Here is a 21,247-nt window from a genome sequence, read left to right as displayed (position 1 = left end):
GCAAAGTCCTTAGTGGTGGCAAAGTTTTACAGGACAATAAAATACACCGCCTATAGCCAGCATTCAACAGAAATTAGCCAGTGGAAAAAACCGCTGACTGATTTCTGTATTGGATGGTAAGATTTCGGAGTTTTGAGCGATGAATTTTTAGTTAAATTCTTTCTAAATCCCTCGTATTTAAGGGTTTTTAGAGTCACGAAGCTATCTCAAAAATCCCAACTATTTTGGCTCACTGCGCTGCAGCCACTCCTTATATTTTCGGGTTTCTGCTAGGGCTGGATTAATCCCAAACCAACGACCTTCTTGATCGCGGTATTCAAAGACAAACATACTTCGCAACAAAATTTGAGACTCTTCTTCGCCTGTTACACTTTGTCGGTTGACAACTTGAAACAGTAATTCCCATTCCATGTCATTGATGGCTCCCAAAAGGTCATCGCGATATTCTTGAATGACGCTTTCGAGGCATTCGCGAGAGAAGGGAGGGTCTTCGTGCTGCAAACAGCTATACAAAAGCATCAGTAGATTGCGAACATGACCGCCACTAATCCGACAAAGCCTGTCTAAAGTTTCGGGAGAGTCAAACACCTGGGAAATCAAATCAATGCGTTGATGGGGAGCAACTGCGGGGAAAGCTCTGGCTAATACTAGCTGGCGCAGCAGTGCCATTCCTTCGAGGTGGTCTTCGCCCGATCGCACTTGCACTGGTACCATGGGCATCACCTTGGGCTTGACTCCAAATCGACTGGCGAGGCGGCCGAAGTCGTTGGAAAAAATCAAAGTCAGGGGAATCGTGTAGACAACATGGCAATTAAGTTTTTTCAACTGTTCGCCTCGGTCTAAAAACAGATATTCTGGCTGGGTGCGTCCGCTGGGTTTGAGGGAGGCGTCGAGGCGATCGAGGTTGTCAACGATGACTGCGAGCCCTTTTTTACCTTGCTGCTTGAGTTCGGCGTTAGCTTTGTTGAGGAGTTCTTCGTTGATCGACTGCAAGATGCTGTTGGTGCGGGGTTCGAGATATTGCCTGAGTTGCGATCGCAGTTTGGGAGAGTCTTTAGTTTTAGCAGTAACTCTAGCAATGCCTACAGATAACTCGGCTTCCGCTGACAAATCTATGGGAGTCTGCAAAAATTCTGCCACTTCTGCAAACAGATTGGTAAAATAGCTCGGTCTGAGTTTAATTTTAGCCGATTCCATAGTTTCGCTAACTTGGCGGGCAATGCTCAGCAAAATATCGCTGATATCTACATCCCCCATGTCTAAGTCTTGGGAAGACTCGAAGTAGACGACGCAAAAACCCTCTTGCTCTAACTCAGCTTTTAGTCGAAACAATTCCGTAGATTTGCCACACCCGATATGCCCTGTAAATAGCTGACAGGTTGGCTCATTGGGGGAGATGCGGGTAATGGTTCGCTGTAAAGATTCAATGATTTTGCCGCCACGCACGGAACCAAAATCAATGTAGTATTGATAATCCCCTGGGTCTCCCGCAACAAGGGTCTTGCTGGGGTTGCAGGCTTTATAGAATCTGTCTAATTCGAGTGCGATCACAATTGAAGCCGAATAAAAGTTAAAAAGTTAATCGAAAGTCTAAACTTTCTTTACTTGAGTTTAGTTTGATTTGTAACCTTTTGCCCTGTGGGGTAATGCCCTAAATACCCAAAGAACCTTGAGCTGGTAAGGGGTTTTCCCGGCGCTGGAATTGGGAATTTTTAATTAATAATTTTTTATTACTTAGCGGGATCAGTGATATTACTGATATTGCCCGGAGGATGGGTAAATTTGCGGATATCTGGTTAAATGGTAGGGGAAAACAGGGTTCGAGAGAGAAAGATTAAACAGTTTTGAATTTGTGCTAATCGTTAATTACTATATTGTCAAGAGGTAGATGGCTAGTTTTGGAGCGGTTTCTCAAACAGAGTTAGGGCGCAGGCGCCAAAAGTTGCGGCAGATCCGTCGCGCTCGATTGGCGGCTGTGGTGTGGCAAATGCTGGCAGCAAGCGCAATGGCTGGAGGTTTGTTGTGGTGGATTGCTCAGCCGGCTTGGTTGATTGCCCGATCGGAACAAGTGAAGGTGGAGGGCAATCAGTGGCTATCGGATAAGGCGGTGCGGTCTTTAGTGCCGCTGTCTTACCCGCAGTCGCTGTGGGGGATTCAACCGCAGGCCCTGGCCCAAAAGCTGGAGTCCACCGGGCCGATCGCCAAAGCGAAGGTGACTCGTAACTTGTTTCCACCGAGTTTGACTATAGAAGTGGCAGAACGCTTGCCCGTGGCGGTGGCGCAGCCGACGGCGGTGTTGAGATCGAACAGTGACAAGGAAAAAGTGGGGTGGCTGGACGCTCGCGGAGGTTGGATGCCGTCGGATAGTTATACTGCTGTACGATCGCACAATAGTTCGATCGGGCCCGGCAGCATTCCGGGACCTCCGCCTCAGCGTTCTTTGCCAACTTTAAAAGTCATCGGGCCTTTGGAACAGTATCGCGCGTCTTGGCCGAAGTTTTACCAAGGACTCAGCGGCTTGACGGTGAAAGTATTTGAGATTAATTGGCAAAACCCGAACAACTTGATATTGAAAACAGAAATCGGTACCGTACACTTAGGGCCGTACAGTTCCAAGACTGCGGAGCAACTTAAGGTTTTAGACCGAATGCGACAATTGCCAAAACAGATAGATTCAAGCCTCATAGCCTACATTGACTTAAAAAATCCTGCTTCGCCGATCGTCCATTTGCCACAACTCCCCGGCAGTTTGGAGTCGGACTTAATTGCTAAATAGTTTGCTAAACTTATCTAAAGTTGATTGTTGAGAGGAAGTTCCATGTTTGCCGTCAAGCGAGCGCTCAAATTGAATAATAGGGAAGCAACCTTGATGGCAAAACACGCAGGATTCCGGCGTGTAGTATTTAACATGGGATTGAGCTTGCGAGTCCAAATGTACGGTGAGGGCAATTTTTCAGACTCAAAGGTCATCAACGAAGTCAAGAAAGTTCTCACCAACCACGTCAAGAAACAACCTGAATGCGCTTGGATGAACCAGTTGTCTTCTCGTGTTTACCAAAACGCTTTGATTGACTTGAAAGATGCGTTCAGTCGGTATCGCTTGGGAAAAGCCGATCATCCGAAATTTGCCAGCCGCCGGGATGGGCAATCATTCACGGTTGATTCGTCTAATGGAAAAGTTTTACTAACTGCTGGCAACACCATTAAGATTCCCACGCAGGGAACTTTTCGACTTCACGAGCCACTGGAATGCGGTTTTGTCTCTCAAACTTTTACCATTTCACAAGAAGGAAATCGCTGGTTCGTCTCTTTCTGTGTTGATGCGGAACTTTTACCAATTCAACAACCCGAAAGCTCTGTAGGGATTGACGTGGGTATTAAATATTTTGCTACCCTGTCAAACAGTCAAGTGTTTGATGCACCAAAGCCATTAAAGCAAGCGAAAACCAAGCTTGCACGGTTGCAGCGCAAGGCATCAAGACAAATAAAAGCCTCAAACAATCAGCGCAAAACTTACAACAAGCTCGGCAGACTTCACGCACGAATAGCTTGCATTCGCAAAGATTTCCTTCAAAAGTTAACGACTTATTTAGCTAAAACTTTCAAGTCAATCAATATAGAAGACTTGAACGTAAGCGGAATAATGGCAAATCACAAGTTGGCTGGGGCAATATCCGACTTAGGGTTTTACGAATTCAGGCGGCAGCTAAATTATAAGTGCAAAATGTATGGAGCTAATTTAGTGCTGGTAGATCGATGGTTCCCCAGTTCTAAGACTTGTGCGAATTGCGGGCATAAAAAAGATATGCCACTAAGCGTTCGGACTTATGATTGTCCTGCTTGTGGCTCCTCAATAGATCGCGATCTCAATGCCAGTTTAAATATTTTAAATTGGGAACCCAAGGCTATTGGGGGATAGCCTGCTTATCTTGGGATGGCCGACCACCCAACAGCGCAGGAAGTCAACTCCGAATTGCGGCTAAAGGTGGCTTTAGCAAAGTTTGGGTAAGTTTGACAAAGCAGAGTTCCACTCGCGCACCCACTCGCGCCCAGAATTGATCCTCTGTCAACAGAAGGTAGAAGGTATCGATCGATAGGCAGAATTTTTGCCCATCAGGATCGATAGGGCTTGAAATCAGCACAGTTTTTGGATAGCGCCCCGCGTCTGGGCCTAGTATCCATTTTTTTTCCTTCTGACGCAGCTTACAATTGCCTTAATCCGGTCAAGTACCTTGATGGCGTCAAGCGAGGTCTAGGCTAGCGAGGTCGGCCAAATCCGAGATTGCTAACATTAAGCATCGATCTGTGTTAGTTTTTCGCGCAACTTAGCCTATAGTTGATTGTGAATTGGCGTTTAGTTAACAAGCTCTAATCTACCATCCCCGACTCTAATGAAGCTTAATAATAGACAGGGGTCTGACCAAGACAGTCCCCCTTCGGAAGAAGTAAAAAATTTTCCGGTGGCAGCAGATTCCGCCAATCCCTTTAGACGCAAGTCTGGTTATGTAAATGTAGATAGTATTGATATCGATCCTATGGTCAATCCCAAAGACATAATGCCCAGCAGTGCCGCCAAAATCAAAGTAATTGGCGTCGGCGGTGGTGGGGGCAACGCCGTTAACCGGATGATTGCTAGCGAGGTTTCTGGTGTCGAGTTTTGGTGCGTGAATACAGATTCCCAAGCTCTGGTTCTCTCAAATGCTCCGAAACGCTTGCAAGTCGGACAGAAGTTGACGCGCGGTTTGGGCGCGGGGGGCAATCCGGCGATCGGTCAAAAGGCTGCGGAGGAATCCCGCGATGAAGTTGCTAATGCTCTGAATCATGCGGATTTGGTATTTATCACGGCCGGTATGGGCGGTGGTACGGGCACGGGCGCGGCTCCGATCGTGGCTGAGGTCGCTAAGGAAATGGGCGCCTTAACTGTGGGCATAGTAACGCGGCCTTTTACGTTTGAGGGACGGCGGCGCACCAGCCAAGCTGAGGAAGGAATCGCGGCTTTGCAAACTCGGGTGGATACGCTGATCGTAATTCCTAACGACAAGCTGCTGTCTGTGATTTCGGAACAAATGCCGGTACAAGAGGCTTTTCGAGTTGCTGACGATATCCTGCGCCAAGGGGTTCAGGGTATTTCTGACATTATTACTATTCCCGGTTTGGTGAATGTTGACTTTGCTGACGTGCGGGCAGTAATGGCGGATGCGGGTTCGGCTTTGATGGGCATTGGCGTGGGTTCTGGCAAGTCGCGGGCTAGGGAGGCGGCGATGCAGGCTATTTCTTCGCCTCTGCTGGAAGCTTCGTCTATTGAGGGCGCTAGAGGTGTGGTGTTTAACATCACTGGCGGTACTGACATGACGCTGCACGAGGTGAATGCGGCGGCTGAGACGATTTACGAGGTTGTCGATCCGAATGCCAATATTATTTTTGGAGCGGTGATTGACGAGCGGCTTCAGGGCGAAATTAAGATTACTGTGATCGCTACTGGTTTTTCGGGGGAAGTTGCGTCGCCTCCGCCTCCGGGGCGCACGCAAAATGTTAATGCTCCTTGGCGGGCTGCAACTGTTCCGGTGACTCCTGCTCAACAGACGCCCGATCCGAAAGCGAAACCGCCGCAGGATTTGGGATTGGATATTCCTGAGTTTTTGCGTAACCGTCGTCCGCCAAGATGATTTTAGATTTTAGATTTTAGATTTTAGATTGGGGATTTGGCGATTGGGGATTTGGCGATTGGGGATTTGGCGATTGGGGATTTGGCAATATTGAATCTCCAATCTCCCATCTAAAAAATCGAAAATATCGAGCATCTAAAATCTAAAATCTAAAAAATCTAAAATCTAAAATCTAAAATCTAAAATTTCCAGGGTTTGGCCTGGTTCGGGTTCGAGGAGTTGGGTGGAGAGGCCGGATTTTGCTAGTAAATCGCGAAATTCGGGGATGCTGCCGATCGATCGCACTAACATTGGTAAAATGCCTGTGGCTCGGATGTCTCCCGTCGCTGTAGGCAGAAAAAACCGAGGTTTGAGAGTTTGGGCGAGCTTGAGGGCTTCCGAAGGCCCGATGATGACTTGTCCGAGGAATGGGAAGATTTGACCGATGACTGGGGCGATCGCTACGTCTACTGTGTCTATTTTCTGTTTAACTTTGTCTAATGGCGGCAGGTGCGGTTCGTAATAAAGTGTCTCGCCGCTGCTTAAATCTTTGAGCAAATAGCCGTTTTCTTCTTGTCCGGGCCCGATTTCGGCTCCGGGTACGGCAGTAATTTGTAACTTTTCTTTAAAATTTAACTCTTGCCAATTTGCTAAAGATGTGATATTAGTGTAGCCTAAACTGCTGAGGACTTTGGCGGCGGTGGGTGAGGCGATCGCGGGAATTGTGCGATCGAGTTGTTGGAGTGTTTGTTTGTGACAGTGGTCGTCTAATCCTTGGGAAATTAGGATGAGGTCGATCGGCGGTAAGCTGCTGGGAGTGAAGGCGACGGGGGTGTTGTGGTAGGCGGTGAACAGCCAGGGTTGACCGTAAAATACGAGGGGATCGACCAGCCAGGGATCTACGAGGATGGTTTGACCGGCGATGTGGAATATCCAAGAGTTGAGGTCGATTCGGGTGATTTTCACGGTTGTTTGCAATAATTCTTTACAATTGGTTTAATCATAGCTAATTTTGTTTGGGAATTTTAAGCCCTTCGGAAGCACAGGCGGGACGCCCGTGCCACGGGGAACCCAGATATTATTGGGATGTGTCTGTGTTTATCGGCGGTTGAAAAAAGATGATTAAATCGAAGATTCCTGTGGCTTTGACTGTGGCGGGTTCTGATAGTGGCGGCGGGGCGGGGATTCAGGCGGATTTGCGGACTTTTGCGTTTCACTGTGTGCACGGTACAAGTGCTTTGACTTGCGTGACGGCTCAAAATACTTTGGGGGTGATGCGAGTTGATGCTTTGTCTGCGGAGGCTGTGGCCGCTCAAATTGAGGCGGTGGTTGGGGATATTGGGGTGCAGGCTGTGAAAACTGGGATGCTGCTGAATCGGGAAATTATGGTGGCGGTGGCTTCACAGGTGGAAGCTTTGCGAATAGGGAATTTGGTTGTCGATCCGGTGATGGTTTCACGATCGGGCGATCGATTGATTGATGACGGGGCGATCGCATTTTTGCGCGATGTTTTGATCCCAATGGCTGCTGTCGTGACTCCCAACCGGTTTGAGGCTCAGATTTTGAGCGGTTTGCAGATTGTTTCTCTAGACGATATGCGATCGGCGGCGCAGCAGATTTATCGTTTGGGTGCGAAAGCTGTTTTGGTGAAAGGCGGCGGGATGGCGGGAGATTTGCGGGGGATTGATGTTTGGTTTGATGGTACGCGCTTGGATGTGTTGAAGACTGAGAATGTTGATACTGGGAATACTCACGGGACTGGTTGTACTTTGAGTGCTGCGATCGCTGCTAATTTGGCTTTGGGGAAAGATTTGTTTACAGCGGTGACATTAGCTAAGAATTATGTTACTACTGCTCTCAAATATGCTTTGGATATTGGGGAAGGCCAAGGCCCAGTAGGTCATTTTTTCCCCCTGTTACAGAAGTAATAAGTTATTTGTTACTTGTTGGAGTCTGCTAATAATATCAAATCCACGATTCATCGAAATTATTCCTCTCTCTCTTCTCTTCCTCTGTGTTCTCTGCGTACTCTGCGGTTAAATCATTCCGATCCAACCGGAATTGATATAACCAATAACATGAGTGAACCGCCAACAGTCAAAAATCAGTTAATTTCTTAATTTTTCAGGCGAAAGAGCGATCGCCACCAAGTCTTCAATTTTCTTAATATTCGGATCGCCGGCCAAATAACCAATCCCTCGGTGCAAGTGCAGGCGAAACTGTTTCGCTAGAGTTTCTTTTTCTGTGCCTAAATTGTCTTGGTGACACCGCTGCTTGAGGGCCATTATCAGGATATCAGCCATGTCGCCGCCGAAGACATCCCAGCTTAATTCGACGTTGCTGTCGCTGGGAATTGGTACTGGGGATGGGATGCTGGGTTCGGCGAGCGATCGGCAAAATCCCCACCTGCATAGAATATTCCACTGATCGATTTTTGTCGATCGTTTCAGTTTTGATAGTTGGTCTTTGCCTGTTTGGGAGAGGCGGATGCGATCGACTGGTGGTTCCATGAGTTTGAGATTTTTTGGTATATTGTAAACAGTGTTAATGTTGGGGAAGCAAAGCCTCTAGATAACCCGAAATAATTAACATTTTTTTACACGGCGCGACTTGATTAAATCGGTTTTTTTTGGTATTCTTATTTTAGTAGGATTTATCCTTAATAATGGGATGGTGGCAAAAATAAAATTTTCGCAACCATCCCATTATGATATATATACTACCGCAACTCCCCAGCAAAGTCAAGGGGGTTGCGGCTATTTTTTTGCGCGAATTTTTAGTCCCAGAAGTAACCAGTTTCGACGGTGGTTTGGTGTTTGGCGGAGTCGTATTTGAGGAGGTAGCTGTGGGCGATCGCCTCTAATTCTTGGAGTTTTTCGTATTCTACTTTTCTAATTTCCGTGTCGGTAGAAAGCAGGATGACTTGGTGGCTGGCTGAGGGAAAATAGCGTTCCACTAGGTTGTTTCTGTGGGAGGAGTCGAGGCGGCCCAAGGGTGTGTCGATCGCCACTGGCAATTGTCTCCCGGATACTCTAGCCAATCCCCACAAAAAGGCGATCGCCAGCAATTGTTTTTCCCCGGCAGAAAGTCGGTGTTTGGGTACCGGTTTGCCTTCTGGATCGTAAATGGAGAGGCTAAATGTTTGAGTGTCGATCGCAACTCTGTGCACGAGGTCAGTTTTGTGCAACAGGTAGCGGAAACAGTCGGTAATTTCTATTTCGAGTTTGTTGAGTTTTTTGAGGGTAAGTTTTTCTTTAAAGAGTTTCAGGGTGGCTTGGGCTTTGGCGATCGAAGCGATGACGTGTTGGCTGTTTCTGATGGTGATGAATTCGCTGCTGTAGTTTTCTAGTTCTTTTTGGTTTTTGGCTAATTCTCTCTCTAATTCATCGACGCGGCGGTTGGCTGATTCCAAGGCGGCGGATGCGATAGCGACTGCTTTTTGGGCTTTCCTGACTTCTTCTTCTAGTTTTTCGTAGGCTTCGGGGGAAGCTGCGGCTGCGAGTTCTCTGTCTGTGAAGTCGATTTCTGATTCGATGTTTTTGATTTCTTCTATTTGGTCGCGGGCTAGAATTTGCTGGGCTTTGATTTGGTAGCTAAGGAGATTTTCTAGTTGCTGGATGCTGTTGTTGTCGGCGTTCATCCAGGGCGGGGCATCTGTTCCGGCTTGCTGTTCGAGTTCTTGGTTTTCTTGGCGGATGAAGTCTTGAATTTTATCTAACTGTTGGGGATTTAACGAGATTTCCGCGATATAGTTTAGAAGGCGATCGCTTCTTTGTTTGATAAGATTTTGGGCAATCTTTGCTTGCTGCTGGCTGGCTTCTGTTTCGGCTTGAGTTTTTGCTTCGCTTAGCAAGGGCGAAATTAGGGCTAGTGGTAGCGTATTTGATGCCAATTCCATCATGGTTTGACGGGTTTTTTCGGCCTTATTTCGGTAGTCATTTAGCTTGCTGTCTAGCTGACTGCGATCGGCGGCAATTTTCCCGCCTTGATAAATAAATTTGTCTGATGCTTGTTTCTGATTTTTTTGAGCTTTATCTAATTCGTTTTTAAAGCTAGCTTGTTCTTGCTTAGCTAAGTCTATTTCATCGGTAATTTCCTTAAAAGTTTGTTCGATTTTCTCTAAAGCAGCCAAGTCTTTTTTGCCAGCAATTTCTTTCCGCTTGCGGCCGGCTAATATTTCTAAATCGACGGCGAGGCGTTCTGCTAATTCTAAACCTAAAAGAGATTTAATCGCCCCGACGACAAAATCTGGCGGTGTTTCGAGTTCGGCGAGTTCTTTTACTTGTTCGCCGTCAAACAGAAATAGGTTGGATATTCCGACGGGCAAAAGGGTTTCGATGTATTCGTCCCAGGTGTTAGTAATTGCTTTGTCCGACCACCAATCGCTGACAATCTCGCTGTAAATGAGAATGCTTAGGTTGTCTTTGATATCTAATTTTTTCCAGTATCTAACTATTTTAAATTGAGCTAATTTGTCATCTTGGACTTGTTCAAATGTTAGTTCGACGCGGGTATCTTCTAATGGGGGAGTGTGGCGGTTGACGCATTGATTGAGAAAGTCGCTGTAGCTTAAATTGCCTCTGGTGGAACATTGGGCGCGGCCACCGTAGAGGGCGAGGCGAATGCCGTCCATGAGGGTGGTTTTGCCGCCGCCATTCATGCCGCCAAATAAAATGACTGGGCAGGGATTTCCGTCTTTTTCGGGGCGGAGATTGATGGTTTGGGTGCCTGCATAGGGGCCGAAGTTTTTGAGGACGAGTTCGAGGAATTGCATTGTAGATGTTGTTGAGATGGGATGAAAGTTGGTGGGTGCGATCGGCGTGTCCGAGAGTTCGGGGTCGATCTGTGAGTCCCCCAGTACGACAGGGATTGAAATCCCTGTCTCATAGCTGAAGTCCTCTGAAGAGGACTGAAGTCCGGGCTCGTTTGATTTGGCATCCACAGTCGGTTTTAACCGACTTTCGCTCTCTCGACGGGGATTTCAATCCCCGGCGGGCTTGTGGGTAAGCCCGATCGACTCGATTGGTCGATCGGGGTCGATCTGTGAGTCCCCAGTCCGACAGGGATTGAAATCCCTGTCTCATAGCTGAAGTCCTCTGAAGAGGACTGAAGTTTGTGACTGTTGAATCTGGGTTTTTAGTCGGTTTTAACCGACTTTCGCTCTCTCGACGGGGATTTCAATCACTCCTAGGATCTTTGGGTAAGCCCGATCGCCCCCAAAGTCCGAATAGCTGCATAGTCCGCGAGTCTGAGAGTCGGCCAATGTTTTTCAATTAATTCTCTGCCGAATTCGGGTGCCACCGAGTGGGTGGATGGTCTTGATCCGTGATTTGTTCTAAATGGGAATTGGTGGTTTTTTGCAAGTGATGTTCCTTTTGATTTATCACATAAGCGACTGCTGAGTCTAGTTGTTTTTGTCCTAAAGAAAATACTCCGTATCCTTCTTGCCATGAAAATTTATTGGGATTTTGCAAAGTTTGATTGAGATAACGGCTGCTGCTACCTTTAATATTTTTAACGAATTCAGCGATCGATTGTGTCGGAGGAATGGAAACTATTAAGTGGATGTGATTTTCTGTGCCGCCGATCGCATGAAGGATGCAATTGAGGGTGTCTGCTTTGCCGATGATATAAGAGTAAAGTTCGGTTTCTTTTGCGGGAGATATGAGAGGCTGTCGCTCTTTTGTTGCCCAAACTAAATGATAGTACAGCCGCCACATTGCCATAAAGATTTTTCCTCCTAATTGTTTAGGTTAATTTATCATTTTGTGACCAAATCCGAGAGTGCGATCGGGGTCGATCGGCGAGTCCGACGATCCGAGAGTCCCCCAGTACGACAGGGATTGAAATCCCTGTCTCATAGCTGAAGTCCTCTTGAAGAGGACTGAAATGGGCGATCGTTTGATTTGGTTCTTCAGTCGGTTTTAACCGACTTTTGCTATGAGACGGGGATTTCAATCCCCGGCGGGCTTGTGGGTAAGCCCAATCTTGCAGAGGACAATCGGGGTCGAGAGTGCGATCGGGGTCGAGAGTGCGAGTCCCCCAGTACGACAGGGATTGAAATCCCTGTCTCATAGCTGAAGTCCTCTTAAAGAGGACTGAAATCGGCGATCGTTTGATTTGGTTCTTCAGTCGGTTTTAACCGACTTTTGCTATGAGACGGGGATTTCAATCCCCGGCGGGCTTGTGGGTAAGCCCGATCGACTTGCAGAGGACAATCGGGGTCGAGAGTGCGATCGCGGTCGATCAGCCATTCCCACGATCCGACAGTCCGACAGGGATTGAAATCCCTGTCTCATAGCGAAAGTCCTCTTAAAGAGGACTGAAATCGGCGATCGTTTGATTTGGTTCTTCAGTCGGTTTTAACCGACTTTTGCTATTAGACGGGGATTTCAATCCCCGGCGGGCTTGTGGGTAAGCCCGATCGCCCCAAAGTGCGATCAAAAGGACTGAAATCGGCGATCGTTTGATTTGGTTCTTCAGTCGGTTTTAACCGACTTTCGCTATTAGACGGGGATTTCAATCCCCGGCGGACTTGTGGGTAAGCCCGATCGCCCCAAAGCCCGATCGCCCCAAAGCCCGATCGCCCCAAAGCCCGATCGCCCCAAAGCCCGATCGCCCCAAAGCCCGATCGCCCGATCGACATTATTGACCTAATCTTTGCTATTTTCCTCTCCTGAATTGGGCGGTGAAAATTTAATATCCGCCCAAGATAGCTGTCTGCTTTGATTGCTGTTGCTTTCGAGTTCTTCTTTAAGTTTGGCAATATCAACCGTCTCGTTTTTGGCGGAACTGTTGGTTTGGGCGATCGCATCTTTGAATTGCTGAATTTTTTCCGTCGGATTTGCTTTAATATCTTCCACCGCTTTTTTTAAATTGCGTTGATAGTGGGCGTTGCCAATCGCTTCTTCCTTCGATCGCGAACTGGTTTCAAAGCATTTGTCCAAATCGGCGTAAATGCCTGTACGGCGGGGCTTGGTGTAGTATTGGCGTTCTGTATCAAGGAGTTTTGCCATCAATTCGAGGTGCATTTTGTCCTCGCTGCAAATCTCTTCGATCGCAGTCCATTCATCGCTACCGAGGAGTTTTCTTTCGGCGGCGGGACGGGAATCTTCAAAAGGTTCGCCCGTGACTTCTTCGTAAATCCGGGGCAAAGAGTCGTCAAATTCATGCTTTTCTTCCAGCCAAATGCGGCGGATTTCGCTAAGTTCTTCTGGGGTAATTAAGGTGATGTCGCGCATTTCTAGGGGTGCGGTTTTGCGGATTTGGGTTTGTGCTTCCAAGACTCGTCTCAGCCAGTGTTCTCGCCAGAATTTGGTGTAGGGCCCTGGGATGGGTTCGACGGAGGTTGTGTCGTCGCCCATGTTGCGTTCAAACAGTTCTACTCTACCGTAGATGCGGCGGAAGTCTCTTTTTGGGCGATCGTCTTTTATGTCTAATTCGTTGCGAATATCGAGGAGAGGCTGCATCCATTCTTTTTCCTCATCGTTTAAAATCATTGCCTGCATAGATTTATCTTGGTCTACCATTGTACAAACCCAGCAGCCAAAGCGAGAATCTCCACAGCTAGGCGTAGAAGTATCAACGACTAGAGGGCATTCGTTATCTGCTGTCGCACCGCGATACATGGTAAACAAGTCTTTATTGTCACCTCCCCAAGGGTTAGGATACTGCATTAAATAAAGCCAAACTTCATCATCCCGCCAGTCTTCCACAGGAGTGTAAATTAGAGAGTTAATTAAACGAGAATTAGGACTTAAGCGCTCGCGCACTCTACCTGCTTCATGCCTTTTCATTGTTGCAGCGCGTTTGCTGCTTTCAGCCTTTCGAGTACCTAAAACAACAATAGTTTCACCGTGAGATCTAACCATTTCACGAATAAAATGATTGACAGGTTGAATTTTCATGCGATCGGTACACCAGCGAAATCCATTTCGAGGTGCTGGATAGCCTTTTCCCATTAAGCATACCCAGAATGTTTCTTGAACGGAAGGATGAAGCAGATGAGGTTCAACTGGCATTTTTTGCTGGTTAGCTGCTAGCTTAACCTGTTTAATGCAATTGCGAACCCAGGTAGAAATTATCGGATTTTCAACCAGCGTATCTGTTGTAATTAAATGAATTGTTTTTGTGCGCTTTTCCAGTGGAAGTGCTGCGATCGCATACCATATTAACTGCAATACTGCGCTCGAATCTTTTCCAAAAGATACACCTAAAATCCAGGGAATTTCATCGCTACAATACAAATCCTGAATTTCTTGAGTTAACTTTTCTACATCATCCACTAATTGCTTAACGCTGCGCGGTGGGAATAGTGGCATCTGCTGAGCTTGTGTCATTTTACCAATCTCCCCTTGCCAAGCAGCAACACTTGTGCTGTGAATTCCCCGCTGTGACGCAACATAATTGTTTGCCCTTGATCGTTGAGCTTTCAACGTAATAGTCTGCCTAACTACTATAACCCGTGATGATTTACAATTAAATATTAACCTTTAAATTAATTTACAAGCTATGGCTAATGACAGCTCGACTCAGCCAGAACTCAACCAGCGACTAGATGAATTTCTTGAGCCGTACTTCGCCAGATACCACCGTCAGAAGTGCTATCCGGGCTTAATTTTTGAGCATGGAAAGCGAAAAATGGTACAATTCAACGTGCCTGCTGATGACTTGCCTACTCTTCTCCAAGCAAGACCTTCTACCAATAACGAGCCTGAGTCTGGTAAAAACCGTCCAGAGATTAAGGGCCATGCTGAGGAAGTCAAGGAGTACATTCTCAAGCGCGTTAGAAAAGACCAACCCTGGATTGTGGGTACACTCACTGCCAATGTCGATCCAGAGAAGATTCAAATTATCGAACTAAGTCGGGGAATTTGTTTAGTAGTTATCCCTCGTGGCGTTAAGTTAGATATTACCGACGGACAGCACCGCAAGCGAGCGATTCACGAATTGATTGAGAGTGCTAACGGCGAGTTAATTGGAAATAATGATTTCCCAATTACGCTAGTTTTAGAAGGCAACTTTAATCAGTGTCAAAGAGACTTTAGAGATATGGCGCAAACAAAAGCGCTGGATAAATCTTTACTCTTGTCCTTTGGCGAAATGGAAGGTCGAATAGGTATTTGCAAACAGTTAATTGAACAAGTGCCAATTTTCAAGGGCAAGACAGAGAAAGTTAAAGGTTCTCCATCATCTAAAGAAAAGCGAATATATACAATGAATTATGTAGCAAAGGCTGTTAGTTGCGCTTTTGCTAACGATCCGAATAACGAACTCAAAGATTATGATTTATCAGAATGTTCGGCAGCTATAATTAGTTGCCTCAATCAATTTTTTACAGAATGCAGTCTAACTCAATACATTTATGAGACAGATGCGGATGATTTGACAGTCAATGAAATTGATAACTTTAAAGAAAGTTGTTTATTGGGGAGGAGTGTGGGAATAGAAATATTAGGAAAGTTACTCTACTGCACTTATGATGCTGATAGCTATTGCTTCGATCAAGAACAAGTATCAGAACTTGCTCAACTTGATTGGTCAAGAAAAAGCCACCTTTGGGAAGGAAATGTGGTTTTGTCGGACAATAGTCCAAATAATCTAGTTCGTAACTATAGAATAACAGCTAGTGTTAATGCTGTAAAAATGGCAGTAAATCAAGTAAAAGCCCACCTAGAATGGATTTAACTCATATTATCCACCTTCATTGTGGCACGGGCGTCCCGCCTGTGCTGCATCTGCGGTTTCCAAACCCAACCGATTTTTCAAATAATCCGTCATCCAACTAACACTCGCCCTCGACTTAGAAATCCCCCCTTTAAACAAAATCCCATTCTCCCAATCAGGATTATAAATCGACCAATCAACCTGCTGCAAAAGGCTCAAACGTTCCTCCCAACTCTCAGGAAAAACCGACAGCAAAGCCGCCCCAACTTCCCCCAAACTCTCAAGCACAACACTGTGACAGTGCACGCAATCCCGGCGCATTTCCCCCGCCGCAACTTGCTTGTGCAGAACTAATTGCCAATCTGGAATAAAACTGCAAACCGCATTCCAATAACTAACCGCCCGTTGTATTTTTTGAGCAAGTTCTTCCTCTTTCTGTTCTTTTTTGGTGCGAGAACCAGAGGGTTTTGCCTGTTCGCTGCCGTGAATATTAGACAGCAAAGCCATGATAGCACGATCGATCGCACTCAGCGTAAACAATTTGTGCGATCGCCCGTTCAAACTCCCCCTCTCCATCTCAGTCAAACACCGGAAAACCTCAACCTGCTTAACAACCGCCTTCACCACAAAAGCGCGATCGTCCCGGTGGTTGTAAAGTAGACTTAGCGACGACTCCAAAGGAACTTGAAAATTGTTCAAATCAGCAAACATCTGCTGCGATTTTTCCAACCCAATATCGAGAAACAAAATCAGCGCCACCGTCTCATATCCCAACTGCGGATTTTCCCTCAAAGCCATCTCAAAAGCCGCCCGCCGATGCTGTCCGTCATTAATAGTAAACTTAGCATCCATCGGCACTCGCAAGCGACCGATTTTCCGTTCTTCTGCCTCATTTCCCACTGCTTCAAAAGTAATATCCGCATCAATCGAAGCAGCAATAGCCCCACAAGTATAATTTGTAGGATTCTTAACAAAATACTCAGCTATTTCGGGAATCCTAGCTTTGTTAAGCGCGCGTTTCGCCCGCATAGACGGCGGCAAATCTTCTGATTCAAAGGGAAACAATTTCGGCAAAAAACGCACCGGACACATCGACACGTAATATTCGCGGCCCGCTTGAATTCCCCGAATTACCGGCAAAATGTATTCAAAGGAAGGAGTAGACATATGTTTTTGTTGTTGCAGGTGCGAAGTATGAAGAAATCAGGGGCAAGTGCCATCGTCAATTCACTCGCTTCCCCGATATTCCGCCGGGGGTTGAAACCCCCGTCTCATAGCGAAAGTCGGTTAAAACCGACTAAACATAAACCTCGAAATTGATCCATATTCAGTCCTCTTCAGAGGACTTTCGCTATGAGACAGGGGTTTCAACCCCTGGCGGGCCCCGATGGTGGCGGGGTTTCAACCCCTGGCGGGCCCCGATGGTGGCGGGTTTTCAACCCCTGGCGGACTCAGACGGTGGCGCGTGAGACCCAGACGCATCTGCATCAAGCCCGATCGCCCCTAAGCTATTGACAAATAAAACATTAAATGATATATAAGGTTGAATTTACTTAGTGTTTTAAGTATTTCACAAAAATTTTTAAAAAACAAGAGTTGACATAAAATTTAACCCATGATATTTTTGAAAAAATAACCTAATTATATAAAAACCGCCCATGACAACCAACCCAGCGGATGACCTCGCTATAAAAATTTTAGAAAAAGAAAATAGCGACAGACAGGAAATCGCACTTTTATTAGATAATTATTTAGGAAAGGACGATCGCATTTTCGTCCAAAAAACCCAGATGGGAAACAGCGAAGCATACATCGGTTCAGTCACCCTAGAATGGTTAGACTCTCGCGTCCGTTTCGCCTCCCAGATGCCGCTTTTCCGCCAAAAATTCGACCTCCAAACCAACAACATCGTCCGCGACGACGAAACCATTGACGAAATAATCCAGCGTCCCTTAGATTGGTCGCGCCAAGCCACCCTCACTCAATATTTAGCAGCCCGAAAATCGCACAAATTCCCCGCAGTTTTAGTAGTCGTCAGTCCCCCGTGGGTAGATAATCCTCTAGCCGAGGAATGGGATAAAAATGGCGTAGCAACCAAATCCGCGACTGAATTTACATCCTTTGATAAAAACGAGAACTTAGGGCTTTTGAATGTCTCTCAAAAAGTCTCTATTTTTGCCTTAGACGGCCAGCATCGGCTGATGGGAGTTCAAGGTTTAATGAGTTTAATTAAAACCGGAATCCTGCAAAGATACAACAAAAATAAAAAACCTGTCGGCGCTGCAATTACTCTGGAAGATTTAGCAGAAGAGTATCAAATCGACCCCGAAACAGTGTATAAATTAGCTCACGAAAAAATCGGAATTGAGTTTATCCCGGCGGCGGTAGCGGGGGAAACGCGACAGCAAGCACAACGGCGCGTGCGATCGATCTTTGTGCACGTTAACCTAATGGCCGTAACGCTGAGTCAGGGCCAGCTAGCATTATTAAACGAGGACAACGGATTTGCGATTTGCGCCCGCAAAATTGCCGTCACCCATCCCTTATTAAAAGAACAAGATGACAGAAACCCCCGCGTCAATTGGGACAGCGCCACAGTCGCAGCAAAATCAACTGTGTTAACCACATTGCAAGCGCTGCAAGATATGTCCGAACGGTATTTAGAATACAAATTCCCCCATTGGAAGCCGGAACGAAAAGGTTTAATTCCCATGCGTCCCGAAGATGAAGAACTAAAAGAGGGAATTGAAGAGTTTAAAAAATTGTTCGATCATTTAGCAACTTTACCCAGCTATCAAAGAATTGAAAGCGGCGAAGAAACGACAGAATTGCGCCGATTTAGTTTTGAAAAGCCAGGGGGCGAGGGAAATATTTTGTTCCGTCCCGTCGGTCAAGTTGCTTTAGCTAATGCTTTGGGAATTCTAGTATTTAGAAAGAAACTTTCCCTGAAATCTATTTTCGACAAACTCCGCAGGTACGATGTCGATGAAGGATTTAGCCACATGGACAATCCAGAGTCTGCGTGGTACGGGATTTTGTACGATCCGAACAAAAAGCGAATGCTAGTTTCTGGAAAGGATTTAGCGACGAAGTTAATTGTATATTTGGTGGGGGGAATTCAGGACGATATGGAGCGAGCTCATTTGCGGCAAGCGGTAGCGGAAGCGAGGACTTTTGAGGATAAAGCTGTTAGTTTTAACGGCCGATTTGTGCAGCCGCAAGAGGTAGGATTGCCACCAGTGCTTAGCTAAGTTTTTATTGGGCAAAGCCCACAGCGACGAAGACTGATAAAGTAGGAAACAAATTGGTTTTGTATAATTGAATCTGCACGTTACCTAGAACCACATTATGACCATCGCTGAACAGATTTACGCAATCGTCAAAACCCTTCCCAAAGACCAAGCCAGCGAAATTCTCACTTTCGCTGAATTCGTTTGTGCCAAGCACCTGAGCGCAAACCAACCAACAGACACCGTAGACTCTCTGATTCCTTGGAATGAACTTGTTTTTTCCCTTGCTGGAACTTGGGCAAAAGATTTTCCATCCCTAGAAGATATTCGTGCTGAATCCGGACAAGACATCCTGCGGGAGAGTCTGTAAATGTACGTTTTGGATACCAACACCTTGATCTACTATTTCAAAGGTCAAGGACAAGTTGCTCAAAATCTTGCGAATGTTTCTCCCCTGGAAATAGTCGTTTCTACGAGCGTCCTTTTTGAGTTGCAAGTCGGCATTGCTAAATCCAATTCGCCCGCAAAACGCACCCAACAACTTCAGCAATTTTTGAGCAGAGTTAACGTTATTCCTTTCGATCGCGATGCAGCTCTTGCGGCTGCTACAATTCGCGCCCAGTTGGAGCAACAAGGTACTCCCATCGGCCCGATCGATGTTTTGATTGCAGGGACAGCCGTAGCCCTGCAAGCGACTCTCGTAACCCACAATGTCAAGGAATTTTCTAGAGTTTCGGAACTCGCAATCGCAGACTGGTATTGACTAAAAAACTTCTCACAATCTGGCTTCATTTAACAAAATAAGTTCGGCTCCTACAGGCAAATGATCTGACTCCGTTGCCTCCAAAACCGAACTAGATTTAGCGCCCCAATGCTTTGAATACCAAATATAATCAATCCGGCAAACGGGATAATTCAATCTCCAATTTAACCTTTTTACCAATAAGTTAAGTTCCCAACCGTGAGGCCAGGTAAAACCAAACCCAAATCCAGATTTTCGGAAAGAATCTTGCAAGACTTTCTTTACCCTGTAATAGTCTTGAGTTTCGTCTGTCATATTAAAATCGCCCGCGACGATGACTGGCAGAGTTTCTCGCTCAACTCGCTGCACTAATTCTTGAATTTCAGGCGATCGTTTGCCATATATGTAAACAGGAAGTTTGAAAAAACGCAATTTTCTAGCTCTGGTCAACCACGGCCCGGTAGCTTGCATATTATAAATCACTACTTCTTGTTCGTTAAATTTAATAATTGCCCGCTGCTGCGTTTCTGGATGGCCGGCTAAGTGCAGTATTTCGCTGGAGACAATCGGATATTTACTGAGAATTCCTACAGGGGGATTGCCAATTTGATAGGGGTAGTCTGCTTTTAACCAGGTGAAAGCTCTTTCGGTATGTTTACTAACGATTTCTTGTAAAAATATAATATCGGGTTTTTGATTCTGAATCAGTTTAGCTAAACTTGGCGACTGAGTTTTATACCAATGGACGTTATGGGATAAAATTTTGATGCTGGGGTGCGAATCTGTGATGTTTATTGGTGTGGGAGAAAAGTATTTAATGTGCAGCCAACTTATTAGGATAATGCAGGCGATCGCCGAAATAATAGTGAACCATCTTTTTTTGATGATTGACAATCCGATGATGGGAAGCAGGAAAGTTGGGAATAAAATTAAGGGAATAAAAGTGGTAATTAAGGCAATAACTCCTATTCTATCCCAAAGGATTAGTTTGAGAATGAAATAGCAGATCATGAATACTGAGTAGCCGTAAGCGAAAAATTTGGCAGATTCCTTAAGCCCTTTCTTTACGATCTCTGCTAGTACATACTTCATTGGGCACCTATTAAAATAAGAACTTGCTTAAATCGAATTCTTCATTTGACCGATGTTGGTTGTCTCTTTCAGAAATCAAAACCAACAACAGGCGATCGGTATAATCCGCCGCACCCCGCAACTCTTCTCGCAAAATTTCCAGTCCGCCATTAGCATATTCTTCAAAAATTTGCAAGCGTTCTGCTTCCAATTGTTCGTCGAGATGGGAGAGAATTTGAGGATTTTTGGTTTCGGCGATCGCAATTAACTTAATCGCCATATCGTAACCCCTGGATACAAAAATATCAACATCTATCGCCCCTGGTTCTCGTTTAGAAATTTCCCCCAAAGGCGATCGTTTTTTCCGCTGTTTTCCCAAGGATGCGGCGAAGGCGATGACATCGGCATAAGTCTGGAAAGGGCCAGTGTGGTTATCCGATAAAGTTAATGATTTGACTAACTCGGCTTTATCTTTAGCAATTCTAATTTTGTTAGCAGCCATTGCCATAATATCTAGTTTCTAACTATTATAAATCTCGCCAATATCCAACACTGGGCGCAGGGCCACTTCACAATGTCCGCAACAACATAATTTTTTGTGCAAAACCTCCTCTTGCTTCCCGCCGCTTCATTTGTTCCGCCAAAAGTCGATCGCCCGAAATGCCAAAACTCGCCATCACCGCATCTATCACCTCATACAAATCCGCCAATTCCGCCACCAAATTTTCCTCCTGGGCTTCTGCGGCTTCCCCCGCTTCTTCAATCAATTTCTGCAGCAAAGCTTGACGGTATTCTGCCTCCGACAAAATTACAACCTCGCATTCATTCCCGCTTTGGCGAATAATTTCAGGAATGCGATCGCGCACCAACTTATGATACTGCTTTTTCACGTC

At 46.0% G+C, this 21,247-nt stretch carries 22 protein-coding genes; 8 read left to right on the top strand and 14 right to left on the bottom strand.

The features are described from left to right. Positions 1-219: 219 nt before the first annotated feature. Positions 220-1,551, bottom strand: coding sequence for a P-loop NTPase fold protein (locus QUA88_RS01200; protein WP_333056118.1), 1,332 nt, complete (start codon positions 1,549-1,551; stop codon positions 220-222). A gap of 337 nt (positions 1,552-1,888) precedes the next feature. Between QUA88_RS01200 and QUA88_RS01195 the strand changes: the two genes are divergently transcribed. The 3 genes from QUA88_RS01195 (at position 1,889) to ftsZ (ending at position 5,666) form a co-directional block, all read left to right on the top strand. Beyond that, a complete protein-coding gene (locus QUA88_RS01195) occupies positions 1,889-2,776 on the top strand; it encodes an FtsQ-type POTRA domain-containing protein (protein ID WP_333269800.1) in 888 nt (295 codons plus the stop codon). 42 nt (positions 2,777-2,818) lie between these two features. Continuing rightward, the gene (locus QUA88_RS01190) at positions 2,819-3,919 is read left to right on the top strand and encodes a transposase (protein WP_333243777.1); all 1,101 of its coding nucleotides are present in this window, start codon (positions 2,819-2,821) and stop codon (positions 3,917-3,919) included. 472 nt (positions 3,920-4,391) lie between these two features. After that, a complete protein-coding gene (gene ftsZ / locus QUA88_RS01185; protein WP_333056121.1) occupies positions 4,392-5,666 on the top strand; it encodes a cell division protein FtsZ in 1,275 nt (424 codons plus the stop codon). Positions 5,667-5,831: 165 nt separating this feature from the next. Here the strand turns inward: ftsZ and QUA88_RS01180 are convergent, their stop codons facing one another. Continuing rightward, positions 5,832-6,611: an MBL fold metallo-hydrolase gene (locus QUA88_RS01180; RefSeq protein WP_333056123.1), complete on the bottom strand. Its 780-nt coding sequence runs from the start codon at positions 6,609-6,611 to the stop codon at positions 5,832-5,834. Between the two features lie 152 nt (positions 6,612-6,763). Between QUA88_RS01180 and thiD the strand changes: the two genes are divergently transcribed. Continuing rightward, entirely contained in the window at positions 6,764-7,573 is an 810-nt protein-coding gene (thiD, locus tag QUA88_RS01175) for a bifunctional hydroxymethylpyrimidine kinase/phosphomethylpyrimidine kinase (RefSeq protein ID WP_333056124.1), read from the top strand. Between the two features lie 180 nt (positions 7,574-7,753). Here thiD and dndE read toward each other — a convergent pair whose 3' ends face one another. From dndE to dndC, 8 genes are all read right to left on the bottom strand, one after another. Then, positions 7,754-8,155: a DNA sulfur modification protein DndE gene (gene dndE, locus QUA88_RS01170; RefSeq protein ID WP_015179042.1), complete on the bottom strand. Its 402-nt coding sequence runs from the start codon at positions 8,153-8,155 to the stop codon at positions 7,754-7,756. A gap of 266 nt (positions 8,156-8,421) precedes the next feature. Further along, positions 8,422-10,419, bottom strand: coding sequence for a DNA sulfur modification protein DndD (dndD, locus tag QUA88_RS01165; RefSeq protein WP_333269797.1), 1,998 nt, complete (start codon positions 10,417-10,419; stop codon positions 8,422-8,424). 109 nt (positions 10,420-10,528) lie between these two features. Then, on the bottom strand, positions 10,529-10,729 hold the full coding sequence (locus QUA88_RS01160; RefSeq protein WP_333269794.1) for a hypothetical protein: 201 nt from the start codon (positions 10,727-10,729) through the stop codon (positions 10,529-10,531). Between the two features lie 189 nt (positions 10,730-10,918). Then, a complete protein-coding gene (tnpA, locus tag QUA88_RS01155) occupies positions 10,919-11,371 on the bottom strand; it encodes an IS200/IS605 family transposase (RefSeq protein ID WP_333056125.1) in 453 nt (150 codons plus the stop codon). 22 nt (positions 11,372-11,393) lie between these two features. Continuing rightward, entirely contained in the window at positions 11,394-11,720 is a 327-nt protein-coding gene (locus tag QUA88_RS01150) for a hypothetical protein (RefSeq protein WP_333056126.1), read from the bottom strand. Between the two features lie 77 nt (positions 11,721-11,797). Continuing rightward, complete coding sequence (locus QUA88_RS01145; protein ID WP_333269791.1) at positions 11,798-11,944, bottom strand: hypothetical protein; 147 nt, start codon at positions 11,942-11,944, stop codon at positions 11,798-11,800. Positions 11,945-12,024: 80 nt separating this feature from the next. Beyond that, positions 12,025-12,291: a hypothetical protein gene (locus QUA88_RS01140; protein ID WP_333269788.1), complete on the bottom strand. Its 267-nt coding sequence runs from the start codon at positions 12,289-12,291 to the stop codon at positions 12,025-12,027. Between the two features lie 7 nt (positions 12,292-12,298). Beyond that, positions 12,299-13,984 (bottom strand): DNA phosphorothioation system sulfurtransferase DndC, encoded by a 1,686-nt coding sequence (dndC, locus tag QUA88_RS01135; RefSeq protein ID WP_333056198.1) that lies wholly within the window; start codon positions 13,982-13,984, stop codon positions 12,299-12,301. A gap of 172 nt (positions 13,985-14,156) precedes the next feature. Between dndC and QUA88_RS01130 the strand changes: the two genes are divergently transcribed. Further along, entirely contained in the window at positions 14,157-15,332 is a 1,176-nt protein-coding gene (locus QUA88_RS01130; protein WP_333056128.1) for a DNA sulfur modification protein DndB, read from the top strand. A 6-nt stretch (positions 15,333-15,338) separates the two neighbouring features. On the opposite strand, the gene dndB is transcribed toward QUA88_RS01130, so the two are convergent. Next, positions 15,339-16,478 carry a DNA sulfur modification protein DndB gene (dndB, locus tag QUA88_RS01125; RefSeq protein WP_333269785.1) on the bottom strand — a complete coding sequence of 380 codons (1,140 nt, stop codon included), beginning with the start codon at positions 16,476-16,478 and terminating at the stop codon, positions 15,339-15,341. Positions 16,479-16,969: 491 nt separating this feature from the next. Between dndB and QUA88_RS01120 the strand changes: the two genes are divergently transcribed. From QUA88_RS01120 to QUA88_RS01110, 3 genes are all read left to right on the top strand, one after another. Next, positions 16,970-18,562 (top strand): DGQHR domain-containing protein, encoded by a 1,593-nt coding sequence (locus QUA88_RS01120; protein ID WP_333232622.1) that lies wholly within the window; start codon positions 16,970-16,972, stop codon positions 18,560-18,562. Between the two features lie 97 nt (positions 18,563-18,659). Then, positions 18,660-18,911, top strand: coding sequence for a DUF2281 domain-containing protein (locus QUA88_RS01115; RefSeq protein ID WP_333056133.1), 252 nt, complete (start codon positions 18,660-18,662; stop codon positions 18,909-18,911). After that, the gene (locus tag QUA88_RS01110; protein ID WP_333208460.1) at positions 18,912-19,304 is read left to right on the top strand and encodes a type II toxin-antitoxin system VapC family toxin; all 393 of its coding nucleotides are present in this window, start codon (positions 18,912-18,914) and stop codon (positions 19,302-19,304) included. 12 nt (positions 19,305-19,316) lie between these two features. Here QUA88_RS01110 and QUA88_RS01105 read toward each other — a convergent pair whose 3' ends face one another. From QUA88_RS01105 to QUA88_RS01095, 3 genes are all read right to left on the bottom strand, one after another. Continuing rightward, a complete protein-coding gene (locus QUA88_RS01105; RefSeq protein WP_333232620.1) occupies positions 19,317-20,375 on the bottom strand; it encodes an endonuclease/exonuclease/phosphatase family protein in 1,059 nt (352 codons plus the stop codon). A gap of 10 nt (positions 20,376-20,385) precedes the next feature. Next, a complete protein-coding gene (locus QUA88_RS01100; protein WP_333105229.1) occupies positions 20,386-20,856 on the bottom strand; it encodes a DNA phosphorothioation-associated protein 4 in 471 nt (156 codons plus the stop codon). Positions 20,857-20,923: 67 nt separating this feature from the next. Next, complete coding sequence (locus tag QUA88_RS01095; protein ID WP_333269781.1) at positions 20,924-21,244, bottom strand: nucleoside triphosphate pyrophosphohydrolase; 321 nt, start codon at positions 21,242-21,244, stop codon at positions 20,924-20,926. Positions 21,245-21,247 lie beyond the last annotated feature (3 nt).

The organism is Microcoleus sp. D3_18_C2, assembly GCF_036702395.1.
Lineage (GTDB): Bacteria > Cyanobacteriota > Cyanobacteriia > Cyanobacteriales > Microcoleaceae > Microcoleus.
This window is presented reverse-complemented; position numbering and strand designations above follow the sequence as displayed.